Source organism: Mesorhizobium sp. L103C119B0, assembly GCF_000502235.1.
Taxonomy (GTDB): domain Bacteria; phylum Pseudomonadota; class Alphaproteobacteria; order Rhizobiales; family Rhizobiaceae; genus Mesorhizobium.
Genome location: NZ_AYXE01000015.1, coordinates 55,411 through 75,106, shown reverse-complemented (window position 1 = coordinate 75,106; position 19,696 = coordinate 55,411). Strand labels below are relative to the sequence as shown.

At 64.0% G+C, this 19,696-nt stretch carries 17 protein-coding genes and 1 pseudogene; 9 read left to right on the top strand and 9 right to left on the bottom strand.

Going from position 1 to position 19,696, the window contains the following annotated elements; genetic code table 11:
* Positions 1-9 precede the first annotated feature (9 nt).
* From X728_RS143750 to X728_RS143760, 3 genes are all read right to left on the bottom strand, one after another.
* Entirely contained in the window at positions 10-1,944 is a 1,935-nt protein-coding gene (locus X728_RS143750) for a PAS domain S-box protein (protein ID WP_050589957.1), read from the bottom strand.
* A 201-nt stretch (positions 1,945-2,145) separates the two neighbouring features.
* Complete coding sequence (locus tag X728_RS143755; protein WP_023671666.1) at positions 2,146-2,784, bottom strand: NrsF family protein; 639 nt, start codon at positions 2,782-2,784, stop codon at positions 2,146-2,148.
* A gap of 1 nt (position 2,785) precedes the next feature.
* A complete protein-coding gene (locus X728_RS143760) occupies positions 2,786-3,337 on the bottom strand; it encodes a sigma-70 family RNA polymerase sigma factor (protein WP_023832512.1) in 552 nt (183 codons plus the stop codon).
* Positions 3,338-3,541: 204 nt separating this feature from the next.
* Here X728_RS143760 and X728_RS143765 point away from each other — a divergent pair, with 204 nt between their 5' ends.
* From X728_RS143765 to X728_RS143775, 3 genes are all read left to right on the top strand, one after another.
* Positions 3,542-4,549, top strand: coding sequence for an iron ABC transporter substrate-binding protein (locus X728_RS143765; protein ID WP_023698702.1), 1,008 nt, complete (start codon positions 3,542-3,544; stop codon positions 4,547-4,549).
* Positions 4,550-4,703: 154 nt separating this feature from the next.
* Positions 4,704-6,275 carry an iron ABC transporter permease gene (locus tag X728_RS143770; protein ID WP_023685328.1) on the top strand — a complete coding sequence of 524 codons (1,572 nt, stop codon included), beginning with the start codon at positions 4,704-4,706 and terminating at the stop codon, positions 6,273-6,275.
* Positions 6,272-7,354, top strand: coding sequence for an ABC transporter ATP-binding protein (locus X728_RS143775; protein ID WP_023686694.1), 1,083 nt, complete (start codon positions 6,272-6,274; stop codon positions 7,352-7,354). The genes X728_RS143770 and X728_RS143775 overlap by 4 nt, the downstream gene beginning before the upstream one ends.
* A 35-nt stretch (positions 7,355-7,389) precedes the next feature.
* On the opposite strand, the gene X728_RS143780 is transcribed toward X728_RS143775, so the two are convergent.
* The 4 genes from X728_RS143780 to ugpB form a co-directional block, all read right to left on the bottom strand.
* Entirely contained in the window at positions 7,390-8,451 is a 1,062-nt protein-coding gene (locus X728_RS143780) for a sn-glycerol-3-phosphate import ATP-binding protein UgpC (RefSeq protein ID WP_023832511.1), read from the bottom strand.
* Positions 8,452-8,458: 7 nt separating this feature from the next.
* Positions 8,459-9,307: a sn-glycerol-3-phosphate ABC transporter permease UgpE gene (gene ugpE, locus X728_RS143785; RefSeq protein ID WP_023694018.1), complete on the bottom strand. Its 849-nt coding sequence runs from the start codon at positions 9,305-9,307 to the stop codon at positions 8,459-8,461.
* 9 nt (positions 9,308-9,316) lie between these two features.
* Positions 9,317-10,201 carry a sn-glycerol-3-phosphate ABC transporter permease UgpA gene (gene ugpA, locus X728_RS143790; protein WP_023685330.1) on the bottom strand — a complete coding sequence of 295 codons (885 nt, stop codon included), beginning with the start codon at positions 10,199-10,201 and terminating at the stop codon, positions 9,317-9,319.
* Positions 10,202-10,271: 70 nt separating this feature from the next.
* Positions 10,272-11,582: a sn-glycerol-3-phosphate ABC transporter substrate-binding protein UgpB gene (gene ugpB, locus X728_RS143795; protein WP_023685331.1), complete on the bottom strand. Its 1,311-nt coding sequence runs from the start codon at positions 11,580-11,582 to the stop codon at positions 10,272-10,274.
* 185 nt (positions 11,583-11,767) lie between these two features.
* On the opposite strand from ugpB, the gene X728_RS1000000170500 reads away from it, so the two are divergent.
* Entirely contained in the window at positions 11,768-11,914 is a 147-nt protein-coding gene (locus tag X728_RS1000000170500) for a hypothetical protein (protein ID WP_023685332.1), read from the top strand.
* Positions 11,915-12,061: 147 nt separating this feature from the next.
* Positions 12,062-14,465: pseudogene (locus X728_RS01000000167125) on the top strand (EAL domain-containing protein).
* A gap of 99 nt (positions 14,466-14,564) precedes the next feature.
* On the opposite strand, the gene X728_RS143800 reads toward X728_RS01000000167125, so the two are convergent.
* Positions 14,565-15,257, bottom strand: coding sequence for a TlpA disulfide reductase family protein (locus X728_RS143800; protein ID WP_023734604.1), 693 nt, complete (start codon positions 15,255-15,257; stop codon positions 14,565-14,567).
* A 34-nt stretch (positions 15,258-15,291) separates the two neighbouring features.
* Here X728_RS143800 and argH point away from each other — a divergent pair, with 34 nt between their 5' ends.
* The 3 genes from argH to lysA all read left to right on the top strand — a co-directional run bounded on the left by argH (position 15,292) and on the right by lysA (position 18,316).
* Complete coding sequence (gene argH / locus X728_RS143805; RefSeq protein ID WP_023735182.1) at positions 15,292-16,692, top strand: argininosuccinate lyase; 1,401 nt, start codon at positions 15,292-15,294, stop codon at positions 16,690-16,692.
* A gap of 68 nt (positions 16,693-16,760) precedes the next feature.
* Positions 16,761-16,967 carry a hypothetical protein gene (locus tag X728_RS143810; RefSeq protein WP_023673325.1) on the top strand — a complete coding sequence of 69 codons (207 nt, stop codon included), beginning with the start codon at positions 16,761-16,763 and terminating at the stop codon, positions 16,965-16,967.
* 80 nt (positions 16,968-17,047) lie between these two features.
* Positions 17,048-18,316, top strand: a complete 1,269-nt coding sequence (gene lysA / locus X728_RS143815; RefSeq protein ID WP_023832510.1) for a diaminopimelate decarboxylase — start codon at positions 17,048-17,050, stop codon at positions 18,314-18,316.
* A 20-nt stretch (positions 18,317-18,336) separates the two neighbouring features.
* Here lysA and X728_RS143820 read toward each other — a convergent pair whose 3' ends face one another.
* Positions 18,337-18,639, bottom strand: a complete 303-nt coding sequence (locus X728_RS143820) for a metalloregulator ArsR/SmtB family transcription factor (protein WP_023694025.1) — start codon at positions 18,637-18,639, stop codon at positions 18,337-18,339.
* Between the two features lie 50 nt (positions 18,640-18,689).
* On the opposite strand from X728_RS143820, the gene X728_RS143825 reads away from it, so the two are divergent.
* Positions 18,690-19,631 (top strand): threonine/serine dehydratase, encoded by a 942-nt coding sequence (locus X728_RS143825; protein WP_023832509.1) that lies wholly within the window; start codon positions 18,690-18,692, stop codon positions 19,629-19,631.
* Positions 19,632-19,696: the final 65 nt, after the last annotated feature.

Here is a 19,696-nt window from a genome sequence, read left to right as displayed (position 1 = left end):
CGTGCTCCCTCAGGACGCCGCTGCAAGCGGCGGCTCTGCTTGGCCTCTTGACCCGGTATCGTCAGGCGCCACGGAAACACAGCCGCGGCCGGCGGCCTTGGCCGCATAGCAGGCAGCATCGGCCCGGGCGATGATCTCGTCGACTTCACCGCTGTTGCTGTGGATTGGCGCCAGCCCGATGCTGGCATCGATCGCATGCGGCCGGCCGTCCCAGCTGAACTGCAGGCCGCGGATGGCGTCGATGACAGAGCGTGCGGCAATCCTGGCGCCGGCGCTCGGCCCGGCTTTCAGGATGACCGCGAATTCGTCGCCGCCGAGGCGGGCCACGATATCCTCCGGCCCAAGCGCACCGCGAATGGCCTCGGCAACCCGCTTCAGCAAGGCGTCGCCGGCGGCGTGCCCGCCAGTGTCGTTGACCAGCTTGAAATGGTCCAGATCGATGAACATGAAATGATGTTCGCCCGCCGACCTGGCTGTGCCGGCCTTGCGGCTCCGGTCGACCAGTTCCTCCATGGTGCGGATAAAGCTCGAACGGTTGGCAAGGCCGGTCAGCGCATCATGCGCGGCGGCATAGGCGAGCTGGCGCTGCAAGGCGCGCGCATCGGTGAAGTCCTGGAAGACGATGACAAGACCGCAGAACTCCTGGCGGTCGTTCATGATCGGCGACACCACCTGGCGGATGCTGCAGCGTGTGTCGTCGCGACGGATGAGGACGGCGCGACTGTTCTGGTCGGCAGGGCTGGCGCTGCCGAGCGCCGGCCGCGTCATGCCGATCCTTTGCCCGGTTTCTTCGTCCACCGCCCAGTAGACATGGCCAAGCGTCTTGCCGAGCGCCTCCGCGCCAACAACGCCGGTGAGCTTTTCGGCGACCGGGTTCATGAAGGTGATGCGGTTGGCGGCATCGGTGCAGATGACGGCGTCGCCGATCGACTGCAGCGTCACCCTCAGCCGCTCCTTCTCGTCGGCCAGCATTGCCGCCGATACGATGAGGCTTTCCTCGGTTTGCTTGCGCTGGGTGATGTCGGTCAGGCTGCCGATGGCCCTGACCAGCCGTCCGTCGTTGTCGCGTTCGAGCGTCTTGCCGCGGTCGAGGATCCAGACCCAGTGGCCATCCTTGTGGCGCATCCGGAACTCGGCTTCGAAGAACGGTGTCCTGCCCTCCAGATGGGCACGATCGGCTTCGGCGACGTTTTCGCGATCGTCGGGGTGGATCATCGCCAGCCAGCGGTCGGGGTCGCCGTCCAGTTCGCCATCGGCATAGCCCAGCATCTTCACCCAGGTGGCGGAGTAGGTGGTGCCGCCCTTCCGCATATCAAGATCCCAGACGCCTTGTCCGGCGCTGGCCAGGGCAAAATTCCAGCGCGTTTCGGCTTCGGCTATGCGCGCCTCGGATTGCTTGCGCGCATCGATATCCTCGATCTGGGAGACCAGGTAGAGCGGGCTCCCGCTCTTCTCGTCGCGAATGACGGAACCGGCAAGATGGGCCCATACCGGCGTGCCGTCCTTCCTGAGGTAGCGCTTTTCGAAGTGGAAGGCGTTGACGGTGCCCGCCCGCATGCCGTCCATCGTCTCACGGCCGATCTGCACATCGTCGGGATGGGTGATCTGGAAGAAGGTCAGCGCCTCGATCTCCTGCTTGCTATAGCCGAGCATGGCGGCGAAGGCCGGGTTGGTTTCATGGATGCGGCCGTCGAGGCCGACAATGGCGATGCCGATCGCCGAATCCTCCATGGCGCGGCGGAAACGCTGCTCGCTTTCGGCGATCTGCCGGCGGTCGTCCAGTATCCGGTAAATGAACAGGGCGGCGAGAATCAGCGCAACGGCGGCGACCGGCACCGATATCTGCAGGCAGAGTTTCAGCACTTCGGCGCTGACATCGAGCCGCGACAGCAGGAGCGCGACCACGGCAGCGCAAAGCCCTCCGGCCGCAAGCACCAAAGCCACGTGACTGTCAGCCCGCAGGCTTTTTCGCTCTCGTCGCATCACTGTGCATGCCACCCCATGCGCAACACATTTCTGCAAAAAACACTGGATGATCGATTTTAAGGAAAGGTTGCGCCGGAGCCACCGGCAACACGGTGAACCCGCAAACAATTGCCGGCATGATTAAGGATCGGTGATTATTGGGCGATCTTGAACGGCCGGTCACCAGCGCACGAAGAACCGTCCCCCGAGCGCGCCCAGACCGGCGAGGACGGCGATGGCGAGCGTGTACCAGGTGGCGACGAAAAGCGGCGAATCGTCGAAGCAGTGCGCGGCGTAGAAGGTCGCCGCCAGGCCGCCGGCGAGCAGTCCCGCGACCGCCCCGGCCAACACCGGCCGCGTCGGCGCGCCATAGCGCAGCATCCACAGGAAGACGGCAAGCGGGCCGATGCCGATCAGCGGGATGAAGCCCATGCAGATCATCATGTTGGAGCCGACCATGCGCGTGCTCCACATCGGCTCCGGCACCATGAACAGTTCGAGAGCCACCGCCACGGCCACCAGCAGCGGCGCCGCCAGCATCCAGGCCGCGGCTCTTGCCGTCGAAGCGCCCGGCGTCGACAACGCCCGGACCAGGCCAAAGGCGGTGACGGCGAGCACGATGGTGAACACGAACTTCGCCAGGAACCGCATCGTGTGCATGGCGGTCATTATGTCGGGACGCGGGCCGATGGTGAGAAAGAAGACCAGAGCCGCGATCACCGCCGCGGCTGCCGCCGCCATCAACCAGGCCGAGCGCAGCGGCATCGCCTTGCTGCTTGTGTCGGCGTCGAGTGCCTTGATGAGATCCTCCGTCCTCATGTCACTGCCGCCCGAAGCGCCCCTGCCCAAATCGCTTGGCGATCGCGGCAAGCCCGCGATGCAGCGACACCCGCACCGCCGTCTCGCTGACGCCGAGCGTGGCCGCCGTCTCGCCGATGGAGCGGCCGTCGACCGAGATCGAAGAAACGACGGAACGCTGCCCAGCCGGCAGTCCGTCCAGCGCCCGGTTGATGTCGCGTTCGCTGACGGTCTCGGTTTCCGGCTCGGCAAAGGTCTCGGCGATCTCGTCGATCTCGATTTCGATGCGCCGTCCGCGCCGCCGGAAAGCATCGATCAGCTTGAAGCGGGCTATCGCATAGATCCATGGCAACACCGGCGCGTCCTGGCGCCAGGTATGCCGTTTCACATGAATAGCCAGCAAGGTTTCCTGCACAACATCCTCGGGATCGACCCCGCCCTGTACGATCTTGCGCCTCGCAAAGCCGCGAACCAGCGCGGCGATCCGGTGCAAAAAGTCGGCGTAGGCCCTTTCATCTCCCGCGATCGCGGCCCGCATCAGCCGGGAAAGCTCGGCCTCATCCTTGCCGCTCACAAGAGTTCACTCCCCGATCTTCGCGCCTCGGCACCGATTTGTTACGTGTCCGGCGAAATGATGTCCAAGCCAAAGTGCCGCAAAATCACGAAAGTTTGCGAGAGCGGCGACCGATTGAAGCAGCCGAGCAATGTTGACTACTGCTGTCAGGTATCGATAGGTGCAGCCTGCGAAACCAGAACCACCGAGATTGAGGATGACGCCATGAGATACACGCTCTCCACCCTAGCGGGGGCCACAGCGCTGGCCGTGAGCATGATCGCCGGGCCGGCGATGGCCGCGGATGCCGGCATCATCGTCTACAACGCCCAGCATGAGAGCCTGGCCAAGGAATGGGTCGAAGGTTTCACCAAGGAAACCGGCATCAAGGTCACGCTGCGCAATGGCGGCGACAGCGATTTCTCCAACCAGATCGTCGCCGAGGGCGCTTCTTCGCCGGCCGACGTGTTCCTGACCGAGAACTCGCCGGCCATGACTCTGGTCGAAGCGGCGGGCCTTTTCGCGCCGGTCGACGCCGACACGCTGGCGCAAGTCCCGGCCGAATTCCAGCCGAGCAGCGGCAAATGGGTGGGTGTCGCGGCGCGCAGCACCGTCTTTGCCTACAACAAGACCAAGCTCACGGCCGAAAAGCTGCCCAAATCGATGCTCGATCTCGCCGATCCCGCCTGGAAAGGCCGCTGGGCAGCCTCGCCTTCCGGCGCCGATTTTCAGGCCATCGTCAGCGCGCTGCTCGAGCTCAAGGGCGAAGCCGCAACCGCCGACTGGCTGAAGGCCATGAAGGAGAATTTCACCGCCTACAAGGGCAACGGCACGGTGATGAAGGCGGTCAATGCCGGCGAGATCGAAGGCGGAATCATCTACCACTATTACTATTTCGGCGATCAGGCAAAGACCGGCGAAAACAGCAAGAACGTCGAACTGCATTATTTCAAGAACCAGGATCCCGGCGCTTTCGTCTCGATCTCCGGCGGCGGCGTGCTCGCCTCGAGCAAACACCCGAAGGAAGCCCAGGCGTTCCTCAAATGGGTGACCGGCAAAGGCGGCCAGGACGTGCTGAAGACCGGCACGTCCTTCGAATACGCTATCGGCAAGGACGCGCAGTCCAATCCCAAGCTGGTGCCGCTGGCCGACCTGCAGGCGCCGAAGGTCGATCCGGCGACACTGAACTCCAAAAAGGTGACGGACCTGATGACGGCAGCCGGCTTGCTTTAGGCTGGGTTCGTCCTAAAAGGGCAACGATTGCGCTCCTGCCGGACTTTCCGCAGGAGCGCTCTGTTTTCGAGATGGCATTGTCCATGACGACACATTGCGTTTCCGGCCGCGCCTGCGGCGCCCCCGCCCCGGCGGCAGTGGCGCGGTCGAGCTGATGCAAACTGCGGTCGATCTCGCACGTTCAGGCCAGACAGTCGGGCGGTCCCGCCGGAAGCCCATGTCCTGGATCGCGCTTGTCGCCATAATTGTCTCGCTGCTGTCGCTGCTGCCGCTGGCGTTCATCATCTGGATCGGCGTGCAGATCGGCTGGGACACTGCTTCGGCCCTGGTCTTCCGGCCGCGCGTCGGCGAACTTCTGGTCAACACCGTGCTTCTGGTGGCGCTCACCGTGCCGATCGCCACCGTGCTGTCGGTGACGCTGGCATGGCTGACCGAGCGCAGCGACCTGCCAGGCGCCCGCCTCTGGGCCTGGCTGTCGGTAGCGCCGCTTGCCATCCCCGCCTTCGTGCACTCCTATGCCTGGATTACCCTGGTGCCGGGACTGCATGGCCTGTGGGCCGGCGTGCTGGTGTCGGTCCTTGCCTATTTCCCATTCCTCTATTTGCCACTAGCGGCCGCATTGCGCCGGCTGGATCCCGCCCTGGAAGATGCGGCCGCAGCGCTTGGCCTCGGACCATGGCGCGTGTTTTGGCGCGTCGTGCTGCCGCAGCTCAGGCTCGCCATTTGCGGCGGTGCGCTGCTGGTTGGACTTCATCTGCTTGCCGAATATGGCCTCTATGTCTTCATCCGCTTCGACACTTTCACCACCGCGATCGTCGACCAGTTCCAGTCGACCTTCAACGGCCCCGCCGCCAACATGCTGGCCGGCGTCCTGGTGACATGCTGCTTCGTGCTGCTCGCTCTGGAGGTGCTGGTGCGCGGCGAAGAGCGCTATGCCCGCGTCGGCTCAGGCGCGGCGCGCCACCGGCAGCGCTCGAGGCTCGGGCGCGCCACGCTGGCTTGCCTGGCTCTGCCTGCCGTCACCACGCTGCTCGCCATCGGCGTGCCCTTCGTCACCATCGGCCGCTGGCTGGTCGCCGGCGGCGCCGATGTCTGGCGTTTGGACGAGATCGGCCTGGCGCTTGGCCAGACACTGTTCCTGGCGCTGGCCGGCGCCTTGCTTGCGACCATCGCCGCCATGCCGATGGCCTGGATCTCGATCCGCGCGCCGGGACCGCTGCAGCGGCTGCTCGAAGGCTGCAACTACATTGTCGGTTCGCTGCCCGGCGTGGTCATCGCGCTGGCCTTGGTCACCATTACCGTGCGCATCGCCATGCCGCTCTACCAGACGCTGTTCACAATCCTGGTCGCCTATGCCCTGATGTTCCTGCCGCGCGCCTTGATCAGCCTCAGAGCCTCGATCGCACAGGCGCCGGTCGAGCTCGAACGCGCCGCCGCCAGCCTTGGCCGGCCGCCGCTGAAGGCGCTTTGGTCGACAACGATTCGCCTGTCGGCGCCGGGGGCTGCGGCCGGCATGGCGCTGGTCGCGCTCGGCATCATGAACGAGCTGACCGCCACCCAGATGCTGGCGCCCAACGGCACGCGCACGCTGGCCATGGCGTTCTGGTCCTATAGCGGCGAGATCGACTATGCCTCCGCCGCCCCTTACGCCTTCATCATGGTGGCGATGTCGCTGCCGCTGACCTGGCTGCTCTATGTCCAGTCGAAACGGATGGCCGGGCGATGAGCTTTCTCGAAATCAGTGGCCTCACCAAGCACTACGGCCCGGTCGCAGCCCTTGCCGGCATCGAGCTCAGCGCCGCAAGCGGCAGTCGCACCGCGATCGTCGGCCCGTCCGGCTGCGGCAAGACGACGTTGCTGCGGCTGATCGCCGGCTTCGAGGCGCCCGACCAGGGCCGCGTCGTGCTCGACGGCGAGGTGCTGGCCAATGGCGGCCATGCGGTGCCGGCGCACCGCCGCGGCATCGGCCTGGTGGCGCAGGATGGCGCCCTGTTCCCGCATCTCAGCATCGGCGACAATATCGGCTTTGGCATGGCCCGCGGCGAGGACCAGCGCGCCGAGCGCATCGCCGAGCTCGCCTATACCGTCGGGCTGGACAAGGCGATCCTCAAGCGCCGCCCGCACCAGCTCTCCGGCGGCCAGCAGCAGCGCGTGGCGCTGGCCCGCGCCATGGCGATGAAGCCCAGGCTGATGCTTCTCGACGAACCGTTCTCGGCGCTCGACACCGGTCTGCGCGCCTCGATGCGCAAGGCGGTCGCCGAACTACTCGAAGCCGCCGGCATCACCACCATCCTGGTCACCCACGACCAGGCCGAGGCGCTGTCCTTCGCCAGCCAGGTGGCGGTCATGCGCGACGGAAAGTTCTCTCAGATCGGCACACCGCGAGAACTCTATCTGCAGCCGAAAGACCGCATGGTTGCCGAGTTTCTTGGCGACGCCATCATCTTGCCGGCAAAGATTTCAGGCGGCTTCGCCACCTCCTCGCTTGGTCGCATAGCCGTCGACTCGAAGGAGCGGCGCGACATCGCCCGCATCATGCTGCGACCGGAGCAGGTGCAGGTAAAGCGCACGTCGCGCGAAGGCATGTCGGGTCCTGCGGGCACGATATTCGCCGAGGTGACGGACTCGGAATTCGCAGGCTCGATGTGCACCATTGCCGTGCGGCTGTTGAACAACCCCGATCCGCCGGACGCCGCGGCGATCGGCAGCACACCGCTGACCTTACGCAAGCCGGGAATCGACGCACCTGCCGTCGGCGAGATCGTGCGTCTGACAGTTTCCGGCAAGGCGCATGTCTTCGCCTGAACTGCCGATGCGTCGGATTGGCGCGAGCGGCTGCGTCAATCGACTCGTTTCCCAGCATTGTCGAACCAATGCAGCTTCTCGGCCCTGGCCACGACGCGCAGTTGATCGCCGGGTTTGGCCGTGGCGCGGCCGGCCACACGCACGGCGATGCGGTTGCCGCCGGCGGCACAGTGAAGAAAGCTTTCGGCTCCCACAGGTTCGACCGCCTCGACCGCCGCAGGCAGAATAAGCGCGCCGGATGATGCCTCGGCACTGAAGGTGACGTCGGCATCCTCAGGGCGGAAGCCAAGCGTGGCGGCGTTCGTAGGCGCGAAGTCAACCGTCTTGCCGTCGGTCAGCGCCGGACCAGCCGGTCCTTGCGAAAGAGGCAGAAGGTTCATCGGCGGCGCTCCGATGAAGGAGGCGACGAAGGTCGATGCCGGCTTCTCGTAGATGTCGAGCGGCGCGCCCGTCTGCTCGACCAACCCGCCATTCATGACGACGAGAATATCGGCCAGCGTCATCGCCTCAAGCTGGTCGTGGGTGACGTAGACCGAGGTGACACCGAGCGAACGCTGCAAATTCTTGATTTCGACCCGCATCTGGCCGCGCAGTTTGGCGTCGAGGTTGGAAAGCGGTTCGTCGAACAGGAAGACTTTTGGATTGCGCACGATTGCGCGACCCATGGCCACGCGCTGGCGCTGGCCGCCGGAAAGCTCGCGCGGGCGCCGGTCGAGCAGCGCCGTGAGCTCCAGCACCTTGGCGGTCGAGCGAACCCTGCTGTCGATCTCGTCCTTGGGAGTACCCCGGTTGCGCAACCCGTAGGCCATGTTGTCGTAGACCTTCATATGTGGATAGAGCGCATAGTTCTGGAACACCATGGCGATGTCGCGCTCGGTCGGACCGATCGTGTTGACGATCTTGCCGTCGATGGCGACGGTGCCGGAAGAAATGGTCTCAAGCCCGGCGATCATCCGCAGCAGCGTGGACTTGCCGCAGCCGGACGGCCCAACCAGCACGCAAAGCTCCTTGTCGGGAATGGCGATCGAGACACCCCTCACCGCCTCGACGCCGCCGGGATAGACTTTCTTCACATCCTTCAGATCGATGGTCGCCATCAGCTTCTCACTTTTCGGTATCGACCAGTCCGCGCACGAACCAGCGTTGCATCAGCACCACGATCAGGATCGGCGGCAGTATGGCCAGCATCGCGGTGACCATGACCAGATGCCATTGGGTATCGGCATCGGCGAAGGAGACCATCTTTCTAAGTGCGATGACGATGGTGTTCATGTCATTGCTGTTGGTGACGAGCAGCGGCCACAGGTACTGCGTCCAGCCATAAATGAAGAGGATGACGAACAGCGCCGCGATGTTGGTGCGCGACAGCGGCAGCAGGATGTCGAAAAAGAATCGCCATGGTCCGGCGCCGTCGACACGCGCCGCTTCCACCAACTCACCTGGGATGGTCATGAAGAACTGGCGAAACAGAAGCGTGGCGGTGGCCGAGGCGATCAGCGGAATGATCAGGCCGGCATAGGTGTCGATCATGCCGAGATCGACCATCACCTTGTAGGTCGGCAGGATGCGCACCTCGACGGGAAGCATCAGCGTGATGAAGATCAGCCAGAAGAAGACCATCCGAAGCGGAAAACGGAAGAACACGATCGCATAGGCCGAAAGGATCGAGATGAAAATCTTCCCCACCGCGATGCCGAGCGCCATGATCGTGGTGTTGAGCAGCAATCGGCCGACACTGACGCCGCCGATGCGGCCGACACCGCCGAACAGCGCCTCGCTGTAATTGTTCCAGACCTGGTCGCCGGGCAAAAGAGGCAATGGCGGCTTGAGGATGGTCTGCAGCGTCTGCGTGGAGGCAACGAAGGTGTAGTAGATCGGGAAAGCGACGATCAGGATGCCCAGGATGAGCACGGCGTGGGCGATGAGGGCGCGAAGCGGGGACTGACCAATCATCGCTCGCGCTCAACCGTAGTGGACTTTGCGTTCCACATAGCGGAACTGGATGGCCGTGAGTGAGATGACGATGACCATCAGGATGACCGACTGCGCGGCCGAATCGCCGAGGATCAAATTGACGAAACCGTCATTGTAGACCTTGTAGACCAGCGTCTCGGTGGCCTTGCCTGGCCCGCCGCCGGTGACGGCATGAACGATACCGAAAGTGTCGAACAGCGCATAGACAGTGTTGACGACCAGCAGGAAGAAGGTCGTCGGTGCGAGCAGCGGGAAGACGATGGTCCAGAAGCGCTTCGTCTCCCCGGCGCCGTCCATGGCCGCCGCCTCTATCAACGTCTTCGGCACCGCCTGCAGCCCGGCGACGAAGAACAGGAAATTGTAGCTGATCTGCTTCCAGGCAGCCGCAGATACCAGCAGGATCATGGCTTGGTTTCCGTTAAGCAAGGGATCCCAGGCGATGCCGAGACCTCTCAAGGCGTAGGCCAGCGAACCGATCGAGGGGTTGAACAGAAACAGCCACAACATGCCGGCAATCGCCGGCGCCACCGCATACGGCCAGATCAGCAGCGTGCGATAAAGGCCTTTGCCGCGCACCACCTTCTCGGCCATGACGGCAAGCAACAGGGCCACACCCATGGCGACCATCGCGGTCGCCAGAGAGAACACCAGCGTAACTTTGATCGAGTTGAGGTAGGCCGGGTCGGCCAGCACCTTGCGAAAATTGGCGAGCCCGACGAACTTGCTCTTCAGCCCGAACGGGTCTTCCCTAAGCATCGACTGGTAGAGCGCCTGCCCGGTCGGCCAGTAGAAAAAGATCAGCGTAATGGCGAGTTGCGGCGCCACCAGCAGGTAAGGCAGGGTCTTGTTGGGAAAGACGACGCGTGGAGACAGGGTGATTCCCTCGCTATTCAGGAAATCGTCCACGCGGGTCCGCGTGGACGAGGTTCAACTGACAATCGCTTCAGTTTCCGATCGCTTCCTGAATCGCCTTGTTGCCGCGTGCGACCGCGTTGTCGAGCGCCTGCTGCGCAGTCTGCTGGCCGGCCAGCATCTTCTCGAACTCCTCATTCTCGATGTCGCGCACCTGCGGCAGGTTGACGAGGCGCACGCCCTTCGAGTTCTCGGTCGGCGCCTTGCCCAGCATCTGCAGGATCGGCGTCTCACGGCCCGGGTTCTTGTCGTAGAAGCCGGACTTCTTGGTCGCCTCATAGGCAGCGAGCGTCACCGGCAGATAACCCGACTTCTGGTGCAGATACTCCTGCACTTCGGTCTTGGACAGGTAGGAGAAGAACGCCGCGACGCCCTTGTATTCCTCGTCCGATTTGTTGCCGAACACCCACAGGCTGGCGCCGCCCGGCGTGGTGTTCTGGGGCGCGCCCTTGGCGTCACTATCATAGGGAAGCTGGCCGATGCCGTAGTTCATGCCCGATTTGACGATGTCACCGAGACCCCCCGACGATTCGGTGAAGATGCCGCATTCTCCGGCAAGAAAGATCTGCTTGGCTTCGGATGTACGGCCGCCATATTTGAAGGTGCCGTCCTTGGCCAGGTCGGCGAGCGCCTGGAAATGATTGACGAAGATCGGCGCATTGATCTTGAGCTCGACGTCGGTTCCGGCAAGTCCGTTCTGGTTGGTGCCATAGGAAACGTCGTTCCAGGCGGCGAAGGCCTCAAGGTGGATCCAGGTCAACCACGTCGAGGTATAGCCGCAGGAAGCGGCGCCGCTCGCCTTGATCTTCTTGGCGGCTTCCCACACCTCGTTCCAGGTCTTTGGCGGATTGTTCACGTCAAGCCCGGCCTTCTGGAAGATATCCTTGTTGTAATAGAGGATGGGCGACGAGGAATTATAGGGGAAGGACAGCATGGTCCCGTCCGGCTTCGAATAGTAGCCGACGATGCCGGGCAAATACTGGCTCTTGTCGAAGGTCACGCCGGCGCTGGTCAGCACATCGGCCACCGGCTTGATCGCACCTTCGGCGGCCATCATGACGCCGGTACCCACGTCGAACACCTGGATGATGTCGGGCGCTTGCCCCGCACGAAAGGCAGCGATGCCGGCATTCAGCGTTTCGGGATAGGTGCCCTTGAAAACAGGGAGAATTTCATAGTCGCTCTGGCTGGCATTGAAATCCTTGGCGATCTTGTCGACCACCTCGGCATTGGCGCCGGTCATTGCATGCCACCAACTGATCTGGGTGGCGGCGAAGGCGGAGGTGGTGGAAAGCAGGGTCAAGGTGGCGGCAACACCGGCCGCAAAGCCGAACAACTTCATGTTTCATCTCCCGTTTGTCATTGGCGAAAGGGGCGCTCCCGCGAACGCAATATGTGTCGCTGATGACAATCGGACAACGGATTTGTTGCTGTTTCGTGAATTTCATACCCGGCTAACTTCGCGCCCCCTCGCCTTGCAACGAGGACAGAGAGAAATGCCAAGCCGGCTCAGCGATAGAATGGGGCATGGTGGGCCTGCAAGGATCGCCGACCGCCCAGCGATGCGTGAAGGGCCCGCGTGACAGCGCCACGCACCTGCACCGTGCGGCCGCCAAACCGGCGCTCGGCCAGATCGAGATCGGCCGAGCGGCATCGCGCCAGGCGCTGCTGTAACCGTGCGTCTGGAATGAGACAGGATCGCCGCAACGTACAACCCGAAAAACCCGCTGTAGTTGTAGTTCGCATAACCGATTCTTCGTCAAGCGTGGCATACTAATCAAGTGGACGGCTTGATTGCTGTGGGAGAGCAGGTGGGGCGAGATGCTGACGGTCTATAATTGTATCGTGCATGAGCACGATCTGAGACTGGTCGCACTGGCAGCGCTCATTTGCGGTATTTCTTCCTTCTCGGCGGTCAACCTGCTTCGCCATGTCGACCGCTCGAGCGAGCGCAACCGCTATACCTGGCTGATGATAGCAGCCACTTCCACCGGCTTCGGTATCTGGGCGACGCACTTCATCGCAATGCTTGCCTTTTCTCCCGGAATCCCCAACGCCTACAATACGGAAATGTCGGCGCTTTCGCTCGCCGGTTCCGTCGCCCTGACCGCTGCGGGCATGTGGATCGCCACCTTGCGCCGGGGCATCGACTACCCTCTGGTCGGCGGCGCGGTCCTCGGCGCTGGTATCGCCGCCATGCACTATATCGGCATGGCCGCCTTCGAGGTCGAAGGGCGCATCGTCTGGAACCCGCTGCTGGTCGGCGTCTCGGTGCTGACAGGCGTCACCCTCGCCGCGCTGGCGCTGCTGGTCGTGTTGCGACGGCCGTCCATGCAGGCCACAATCGCCGCCGCCATCCTGTTGACGCTGGCGATCTGCAGCCTGCACTTCATCGCCATGGGCGCGGTGTCGATCTTCCCGGACTCCTCCATCGAGATATCGCAGTTCACGGTCGAACCGGTGTCGCAGGCCTTCGCCGCCGCCGCAGTCAGCATGGCTATCCTGGTGCTTTCAGCCGCAGCATTGTGGATCGACCTTCGCTTCCGGCGTCACAAGCTCGAGGCCGAGCGCATGCACGGCCTCGCCAACGCCGCCGTCGAGGGGCTGATCGTCTGCGACGGCGCCCGCATCGTCAGCGCCAATGACAGCATCGCGGCACTCACCGGCATTGCGCCGGAAGTGCTGAACGCGATGCTGCTTGGCGACCTCTTCGGCGAACGCACCGCGGCCGGCATGTCCGACTGCAGCGGACAGGCACAGCAAGCCGAACTCAGAGCCCATGACGGCGCCACCTGGATCGACCAGGAGCTGGTATCAGCCCACCCTGAGTCCTNGGAAGGCCGAGCAGGAGATCCTGCGCCTCGCCCATTTCGACCCGTTGACCGGGCTCCCCAACCGCCGCAGTTTCTCCGGCCGGCTCGAGGCCGAAATTGCCGCAATGGATCGCGGCGGCAAGGGTGGGCATCTTGCGCTGCTGCTGCTCGACCTCGACCGCTTCAAGGAAGTGAACGACCTGTTCGGGCATGGCGCCGGCGATGCCATGCTGCAGAAGGTGGCGCTATGCGCCTCCGCCGTGCTCCGCCACGGACAGATGCTGGCGCGTCTCGGCGGCGACGAGTTCGCCATCATCGCTCCGAACCTTCCCGATCCGCAGGCGGCCGGCCGCATCGCCGAGGCGGTGCTGGCGGCCATGCGCGAGGAAAACCGGCTGTCGGTCGGTGGCGGGCTGGTGTCGGCCAGCATCGGCATTGCACTTTATCCGCTCGACGCCGATGAGCCGACACTCCTGGTCAGCCACGCCGACACCGCGCTCTACCGCGCCAAGGCCGAGGGCAAGGACACTTACCGTTACTTCGAGGCCTCGATGGGCGCCGAGGCGCGAGACCGGCGCGTGATGGAGCACGAACTGCGCCAGGCCATGGCGCGCGATGAGTTTCGCCTCGTCTACCAGCCACAAAAGGAGATCAGCAGCGGGCGGATGGTTGGGTTCGAAGCGCTGATCCGCTGGCGCCATCCGCAGCGCGGCGACGTGTCGCCGGCGACCTTCATCCCGGTGGCCGAAGACAGCGGCGTCATCATCCAGATCGGCGAATGGGTGCTGGCGACGGCCTGCGCCGAGGCAGCGCGCTGGAAGAACCCTCTCACCGTCGCGGTCAATGTCTCGGCGGTGCAGCTCCACAATCCGAATTTCAGCCGCAAGGTGCATGAAGTCCTGCTCGGCTCCGGCCTGACGCCCGGCAGGCTCGAACTCGAGATCACCGAAACGGCGCTGGTCAAGGACATGCCGCGCGCGCTGGCGACCTTGCGCCAGGTGAAGGCGCTTGGCGTGCGTGTGGCGATGGACGATTTCGGCACCGGCTACTCCTCGCTGTCCAATCTCCGCGCCTTCCCCTTCGACAAGATCAAGATCGACGGCTCATTCATCAAATCAGTCGACAGCAACGGCCAGGTGGCAGCCATCGTGCGCGCCGTTCTGGGGCTTGGCCGCGGTCTCGGCCTGCCGGTTCTGGCCGAGGGCGTCGAGACGCTGGGCGAGCTGAAATTCCTCGACGCCGAGGCCTGCGAGATCGGCCAGGGCTACTACCTAGGCCGGCCGAGCCCGATCGAGGCGTTCAGCGAACTGACCGGCGTCGCGGCGCCGGCGGCACAAGAGGACGCCAGCGTCAAACAACGCGGCGGCAGCATCTTGATGCTGCCGCCGGCGGCGGCCCTGCGCTCAGCCTAGAGCAATTTCAGGAAAAGTGTGAAACGGTTTTCCGTCCGAAATTGCGTCGAAACAAAAAAGTTAGCGCGGGTAGCCGTTTCGACGAAACGGTGAACCGCTCTAAGGGGCGAGTGCGGCCTCGACCAGGCGCTTGGCATCCGGTCCTGACCATTCGGCCGGTCCGTTCATATGCGCGATCAGGCAGCCTTCGCCATCGATCAGCATGGTGACGGGGAGGCCTAGCGCCAAGCCACGCGTCTTGACGTCGTTGAACAGCGCCAGCGTCGAATCGCGGTAGTAGCCGAGCGACCCGATGCCGATATCGGCGAGGAACTTCTTGGGCTTCACATCGTCGCCGGCATCGACATTGACCGCGACCACTTCGAAGGCATCGCTGCCCTTTTCCTTCTGCAAGGCGTCGAGCGCCGGCATTTCGGCGCGGCAGGGCGCGCACCACGTTGCCCACAGATTGAGCAGCACGGTCTTGCCGGCATGATCGGCGAGCGTCATCGGCTTGCCGTCGGGACCGTTGAAGGCGAGACTTTCCAGCGATTGCGGCGGATCGGCGGGCAGCAATGCCGCAACCTGGCCGGTGGCTGCGGCGGCAACTTTTTTGGCGCGGTCGCTCTTGGCGGCGCAGGCGACGTCGTCCTTGCTGTTGCCCGCGCCGGCCGCAGGTGCGCTGCCGGTGGCTGCGTTGTTGCCAGACCCGCTCTCGCTGACATATACCGCGACCGCGCCGGCCAGCACGCCCGCCAGCAAAGCGGCGAGGATCAGGCGCGGGGCCGGGAAGTATCTGTTACCGTCTGCCATTTTCTAAGACTGCTCCGGAGCACGGGTTATAGCGATGAGCGACAAGAAGGCCAGCAACCAGATGTGGGGCGGACGTTTTGCCTCGGGTCCGGCCGCGATCATGGAAGCGATCAACGCGTCGATCTCGTTCGACCGCAAACTTTATGCGCAAGACATAAGAGGTTCGGTCGCCCACAGCGAAATGTTGGCTGAAACGGGCATTATTTCGGCGGCCGATCAAGACAAAATCGCTCAAGGCCTGAACACGATCCTGAAAGAGATCGAGGCCGGCACGTTCGAGTTCTCGACCCGGCTGGAAGACATTCACATGAACATCGAGGCCCGCCTTGCCGATCTGATCGGCCCGGCCGCCGGCCGCCTGCACACAGCGCGGTCACGCAACGACCAAGTGGCGGTGGATCTCCGGCTCTGGGTCAAGGACGAGTGCTTTCGCGTCGCCGAGGCGCTGAAGGGGCTGATCTCAGCCTTGCTCGACCGCGCCGAGGAGCATGCGGCGACCGTGATGCCCGGCTTCACCCACATGCAGGCGGCGCAGCCGGTGACCTTCGGCCATCATTGCATGGCCTATGTCGAGATGTTTTCGCGCGACCTGTCGCGGACCCACGATGCCATCGAGCGGATGGATGAAAGCCCGCTCGGCGCGGCAGCGCTTGCCGGCACCAGTTTTCCGATCGACCGCCACAAGACCGCGAAGGCGCTCGGCTTTCGCGAGCCGATGCGCAATTCGCTCGACAGCGTCTCCGACCGCGATTTCGCGCTGGAGTTCTTGAGCCTGGCCGCGATCTGCGCCACGCATCTGTCACGGCTCGCCGAAGAAATCATCATCTGGTCGACGCCGCAATTCGGCTTTGTCAGGCTGTCGGATTCCTTCTCCACCGGCTCCTCGATCATGCCGCAGAAGAAGAACCCGGACGCCGCCGAACTGGTGCGCGGCAAGACCGGCCGCGTCACCGGCCATCTGGTCGGCCTTTTGACGGTGATGAAGGGCATGCCGCTGACCTACGGCAAGGACATGCAGGAAGACAAGGAATCGGTCTTCGACGCCGCCGAGACGCTCGATCTGATGCTGGCGGCGATGACCGGCATGGTGCGCGACATGACGGTCAATGCCGCCGCCATGAAAAAAGCCGCCGGCTCGGGCCACGCGACCGCGACCGACCTCGCCGACTGGCTGGTGCGCACGCTGGGCCTGCCCTTCCGTGAGGCACACCATGTCACAGGCCGCGCGGTGGCGTTGGCCGAAGAGAAGAAGGTGAGCCTTGAAAAGCTGGCGCTGGAGGATCTGCAGTCGATCAATCCCGGCATCACCCAGGACATCTTCTCGGTTCTGGCCGTGCAGAATTCGGTCAAGAGCCGCACCAGCTTCGGCGGCACCGCGCCGTCGGAAGTCAGGAAGCAGATCCGCAGCTGGAAAAAGCGCATCGCCAAGGCATGATGCCGGGGTGCAATGCGCCTAAAACTCGGTTAAAAGCGCAGCACATAAAGTTTCGGACGGATGGATCGATGACCGCAAGCAGGATTTTGGTGACGCTGACGCTGCTGACGGCGATGGCTGCCGTGACCGCTTGCGGCCGTAAGGCCGGTCTCGACACGCCCTATGAAGCGGCCGTCCAGGCCCGCAAGGACGCCGAGCGCGCCAAACAGCCGGTACCGCCGGAGCCGGAAAAACCGGTCGTGGACAAGAAGTTCATCCTCGACCCGCTGATCTAGAGCCGATGAGACCGGCTTGGTCTTTCTGACCAGGTCTCGTGCTAACCAGGTCTCGTGCTCCAACTTCCGGAAACACTCTCGTGAACCATTTCGATTACCGCGACGGCGTGCTCCATGCCGAGGACGTGGCGATACCAGACATCGCCGCAAGCGTCGGCACGCCGTTCTATTGTTATTCGACGGCAACCTTGACCAGGCACTACCGGGTGTTCGCCGGGGCCTTTGCCGGGCTCGACACGCTGGTCTGTTACGCCTTGAAGGCGAATTCCAACCAGGCGGTGCTGCGAACGCTGGCAAAGCTCGGCGCCGGCGCCGACACCGTCTCGGAAGGCGAAATGCGCCGCGCGCTCGCCGCCGGCATCCCGGCCAGCAAGATCGTATTCTCGGGCGTCGGCAAGACCGCGCGCGAAATGGATTTTGCGCTCGAGGCCGGCATTCTCTGCTTCAATGTCGAATCCGAGCCGGAGCTGGAGTTGCTGTCGGCCCGCGCCACCGCGCTCGGCAAGGTGGCGCCGGTGTCGCTGCGCATCAACCCGGATGTCGACGCCAGGACGCACAGGAAGATCTCCACCGGCAAGGCCGAGAACAAGTTCGGCATTCCATGGCAAAGGGCGCGCCAGGTCTATGCCCGCGCGGCCGGACTGCCGGGCACCAAGCCCATCGGCATCGATACCCATATCGGCAGCCAGATCACCGAGTTGCAGCCCTTTGATGATGCTTTCGCGCTTCTGGCGGAATTGGTCGGCGCGCTGCGCGCCGATGGCCACGCCGTCGAGCATGTCGATCTCGGCGGCGGCCTCGGCATCCCCTACCGCACCGACAACAGCCCGCCGCCTCTGCCCGATGCCTATGCCGAGATCGTCAGGAAGCACCTGACAAAGCTTGGAGTGAAGGTGATGTTCGAGCCGGGCCGGCTGATCGTCGGCAATGCCGGCATCCTGGTCTCGGAAGTGATCTTCGTGAAGGAAGGCGACGCCAAGAACTTCCTCGTCGTCGACGCCGCCATGAACGATCTGATCCGGCCGACGCTCTACGATGCCTTCCACGACATCAAGCCGGTGGTGCAGCCGCCGGCCGACACGCCGCGCATGGCGGTCGACGTCGTCGGCCCGGTCTGCGAGACCGGCGACTATCTCGGCCTCGACCGTGACCTGCCCCGGCTCAAGTCTGGCGACCTCATTGCCGTCACCACCGCCGGCGCCTATGGCGCGGTGCAATCCGGCACCTACAACACCCGCCTTCTGGTGTCCGAGGTTCTGGTCGACGGCGACCGTTTCCATGTCGTACGCCGGCGCCAGACCTATGACGAGCTGATCGGCCTGGATTCGGTGCCCGACTGGCTTGCATAGGAGCCGCCACGGCGGCTGCGCTACAGCCGGTTTTGGATGAGCATCCTTGTGTCGGCGATCCTGTCCTCGTCGCGGCGGTAGAACGTCCATTGCTTGATGCGCTTGGGGCGCAGCAGGCCCGCCTGGGTAAGCACGCGCATATGTTCGGAGAGCGTCGCCTGAGTAATGCCGAGCTTCTCCGCGATCAGCAGCGCGCAAACGCCGTCCTCGACCAGATCGCCGTCTGCCTGGGCCGGGAAATGCGCCTGCGGATCCTTCAGCCAGTCGAGGATCTGCAGCCTGCGTTCATTGGCGATCGCCTTGAAGACATCAACCTCTTGCATTTAGCCATTTTGCCAAGTTACTAATTGCTGTCAATCCCAAGGAGATGGTCATGACGAACGGCAACACCGTCACGCGCGAACGCATTGCCGCGATGGAACCGCGCATCCGCCGCTATATCAGGCACACGCCGGTGCTGCGCGTCGACATGGCCGATTTCGACCGGCCGCCGCTGGCGGTCGACCTCAAGCTCGAATGCCTGCAGCATTCCGGTTCGTTCAAAGCGCGCGGCGCCTTCACCAATCTGCTCGAACGGCCGGTGCCTGCGGCCGGCGTGGTTGCGGCTTCGGGCGGCAATCATGGCGCCGCGGTCGCCTATGCCGCCATGCGGCTTGGCCACAAGGCGACGATCTTCGTTCCCGAAGTCAGCCCACCGGCCAAGCTGCAGCGCATCCGCGGCTACGGCGCCGAACTGATGGTCGGCGGCGCCCGCTATGCCGAGGCGCTGGCCGCCAGCGAGGCTTTTGCCGAAAAGACCGGCGCGCTGCAGATCCATGCCTTCAACCAGGAGGAAACATTGGTCGGCCAAGGCACGCTCGGCCTCGAAATCGAAAACGATCTGCCCGACATCGACACGCTGCTGGTCGCTGTCGGCGGCGGCGGCCTGATCGGCGGCATCGCCGCCTGGTTTGCCGGCCGCATCAGGATCATCGCCATCGAGCCCGAAGGCGCGCCGACGCTGCATCACGCCTTCGAAGCCGGCCACCCCGTCGATGCGCCGGCCGAAGGCGTCGCCGCCGATTCGCTGGCGCCCAAGCGCGTCGGCGACATGATGTTCCCGATCGCCGAGGCCTTCGTCGAGCGCTCCATCCTGGTCACCGACGACGCCATCATTGCCGCGCAGAAGGCGCTGTGGGAGCGGGTGCGTATCATCGCCGAGCCGGGTGGGGCCGCTGCCTTTGCGGCTCTCTTGTCCGGCCGCTACACCCCGGCGCCGGGCGAACGGATCGCGGTCCTGGTATGCGGCTCGAACACCGATCCCACGAAATTCTAAACCTTGCTGCGACTGAAGTGGGACGCAAACCCGCCAAAGCTTTTCAAGTTTTCCGGAACCGCCTC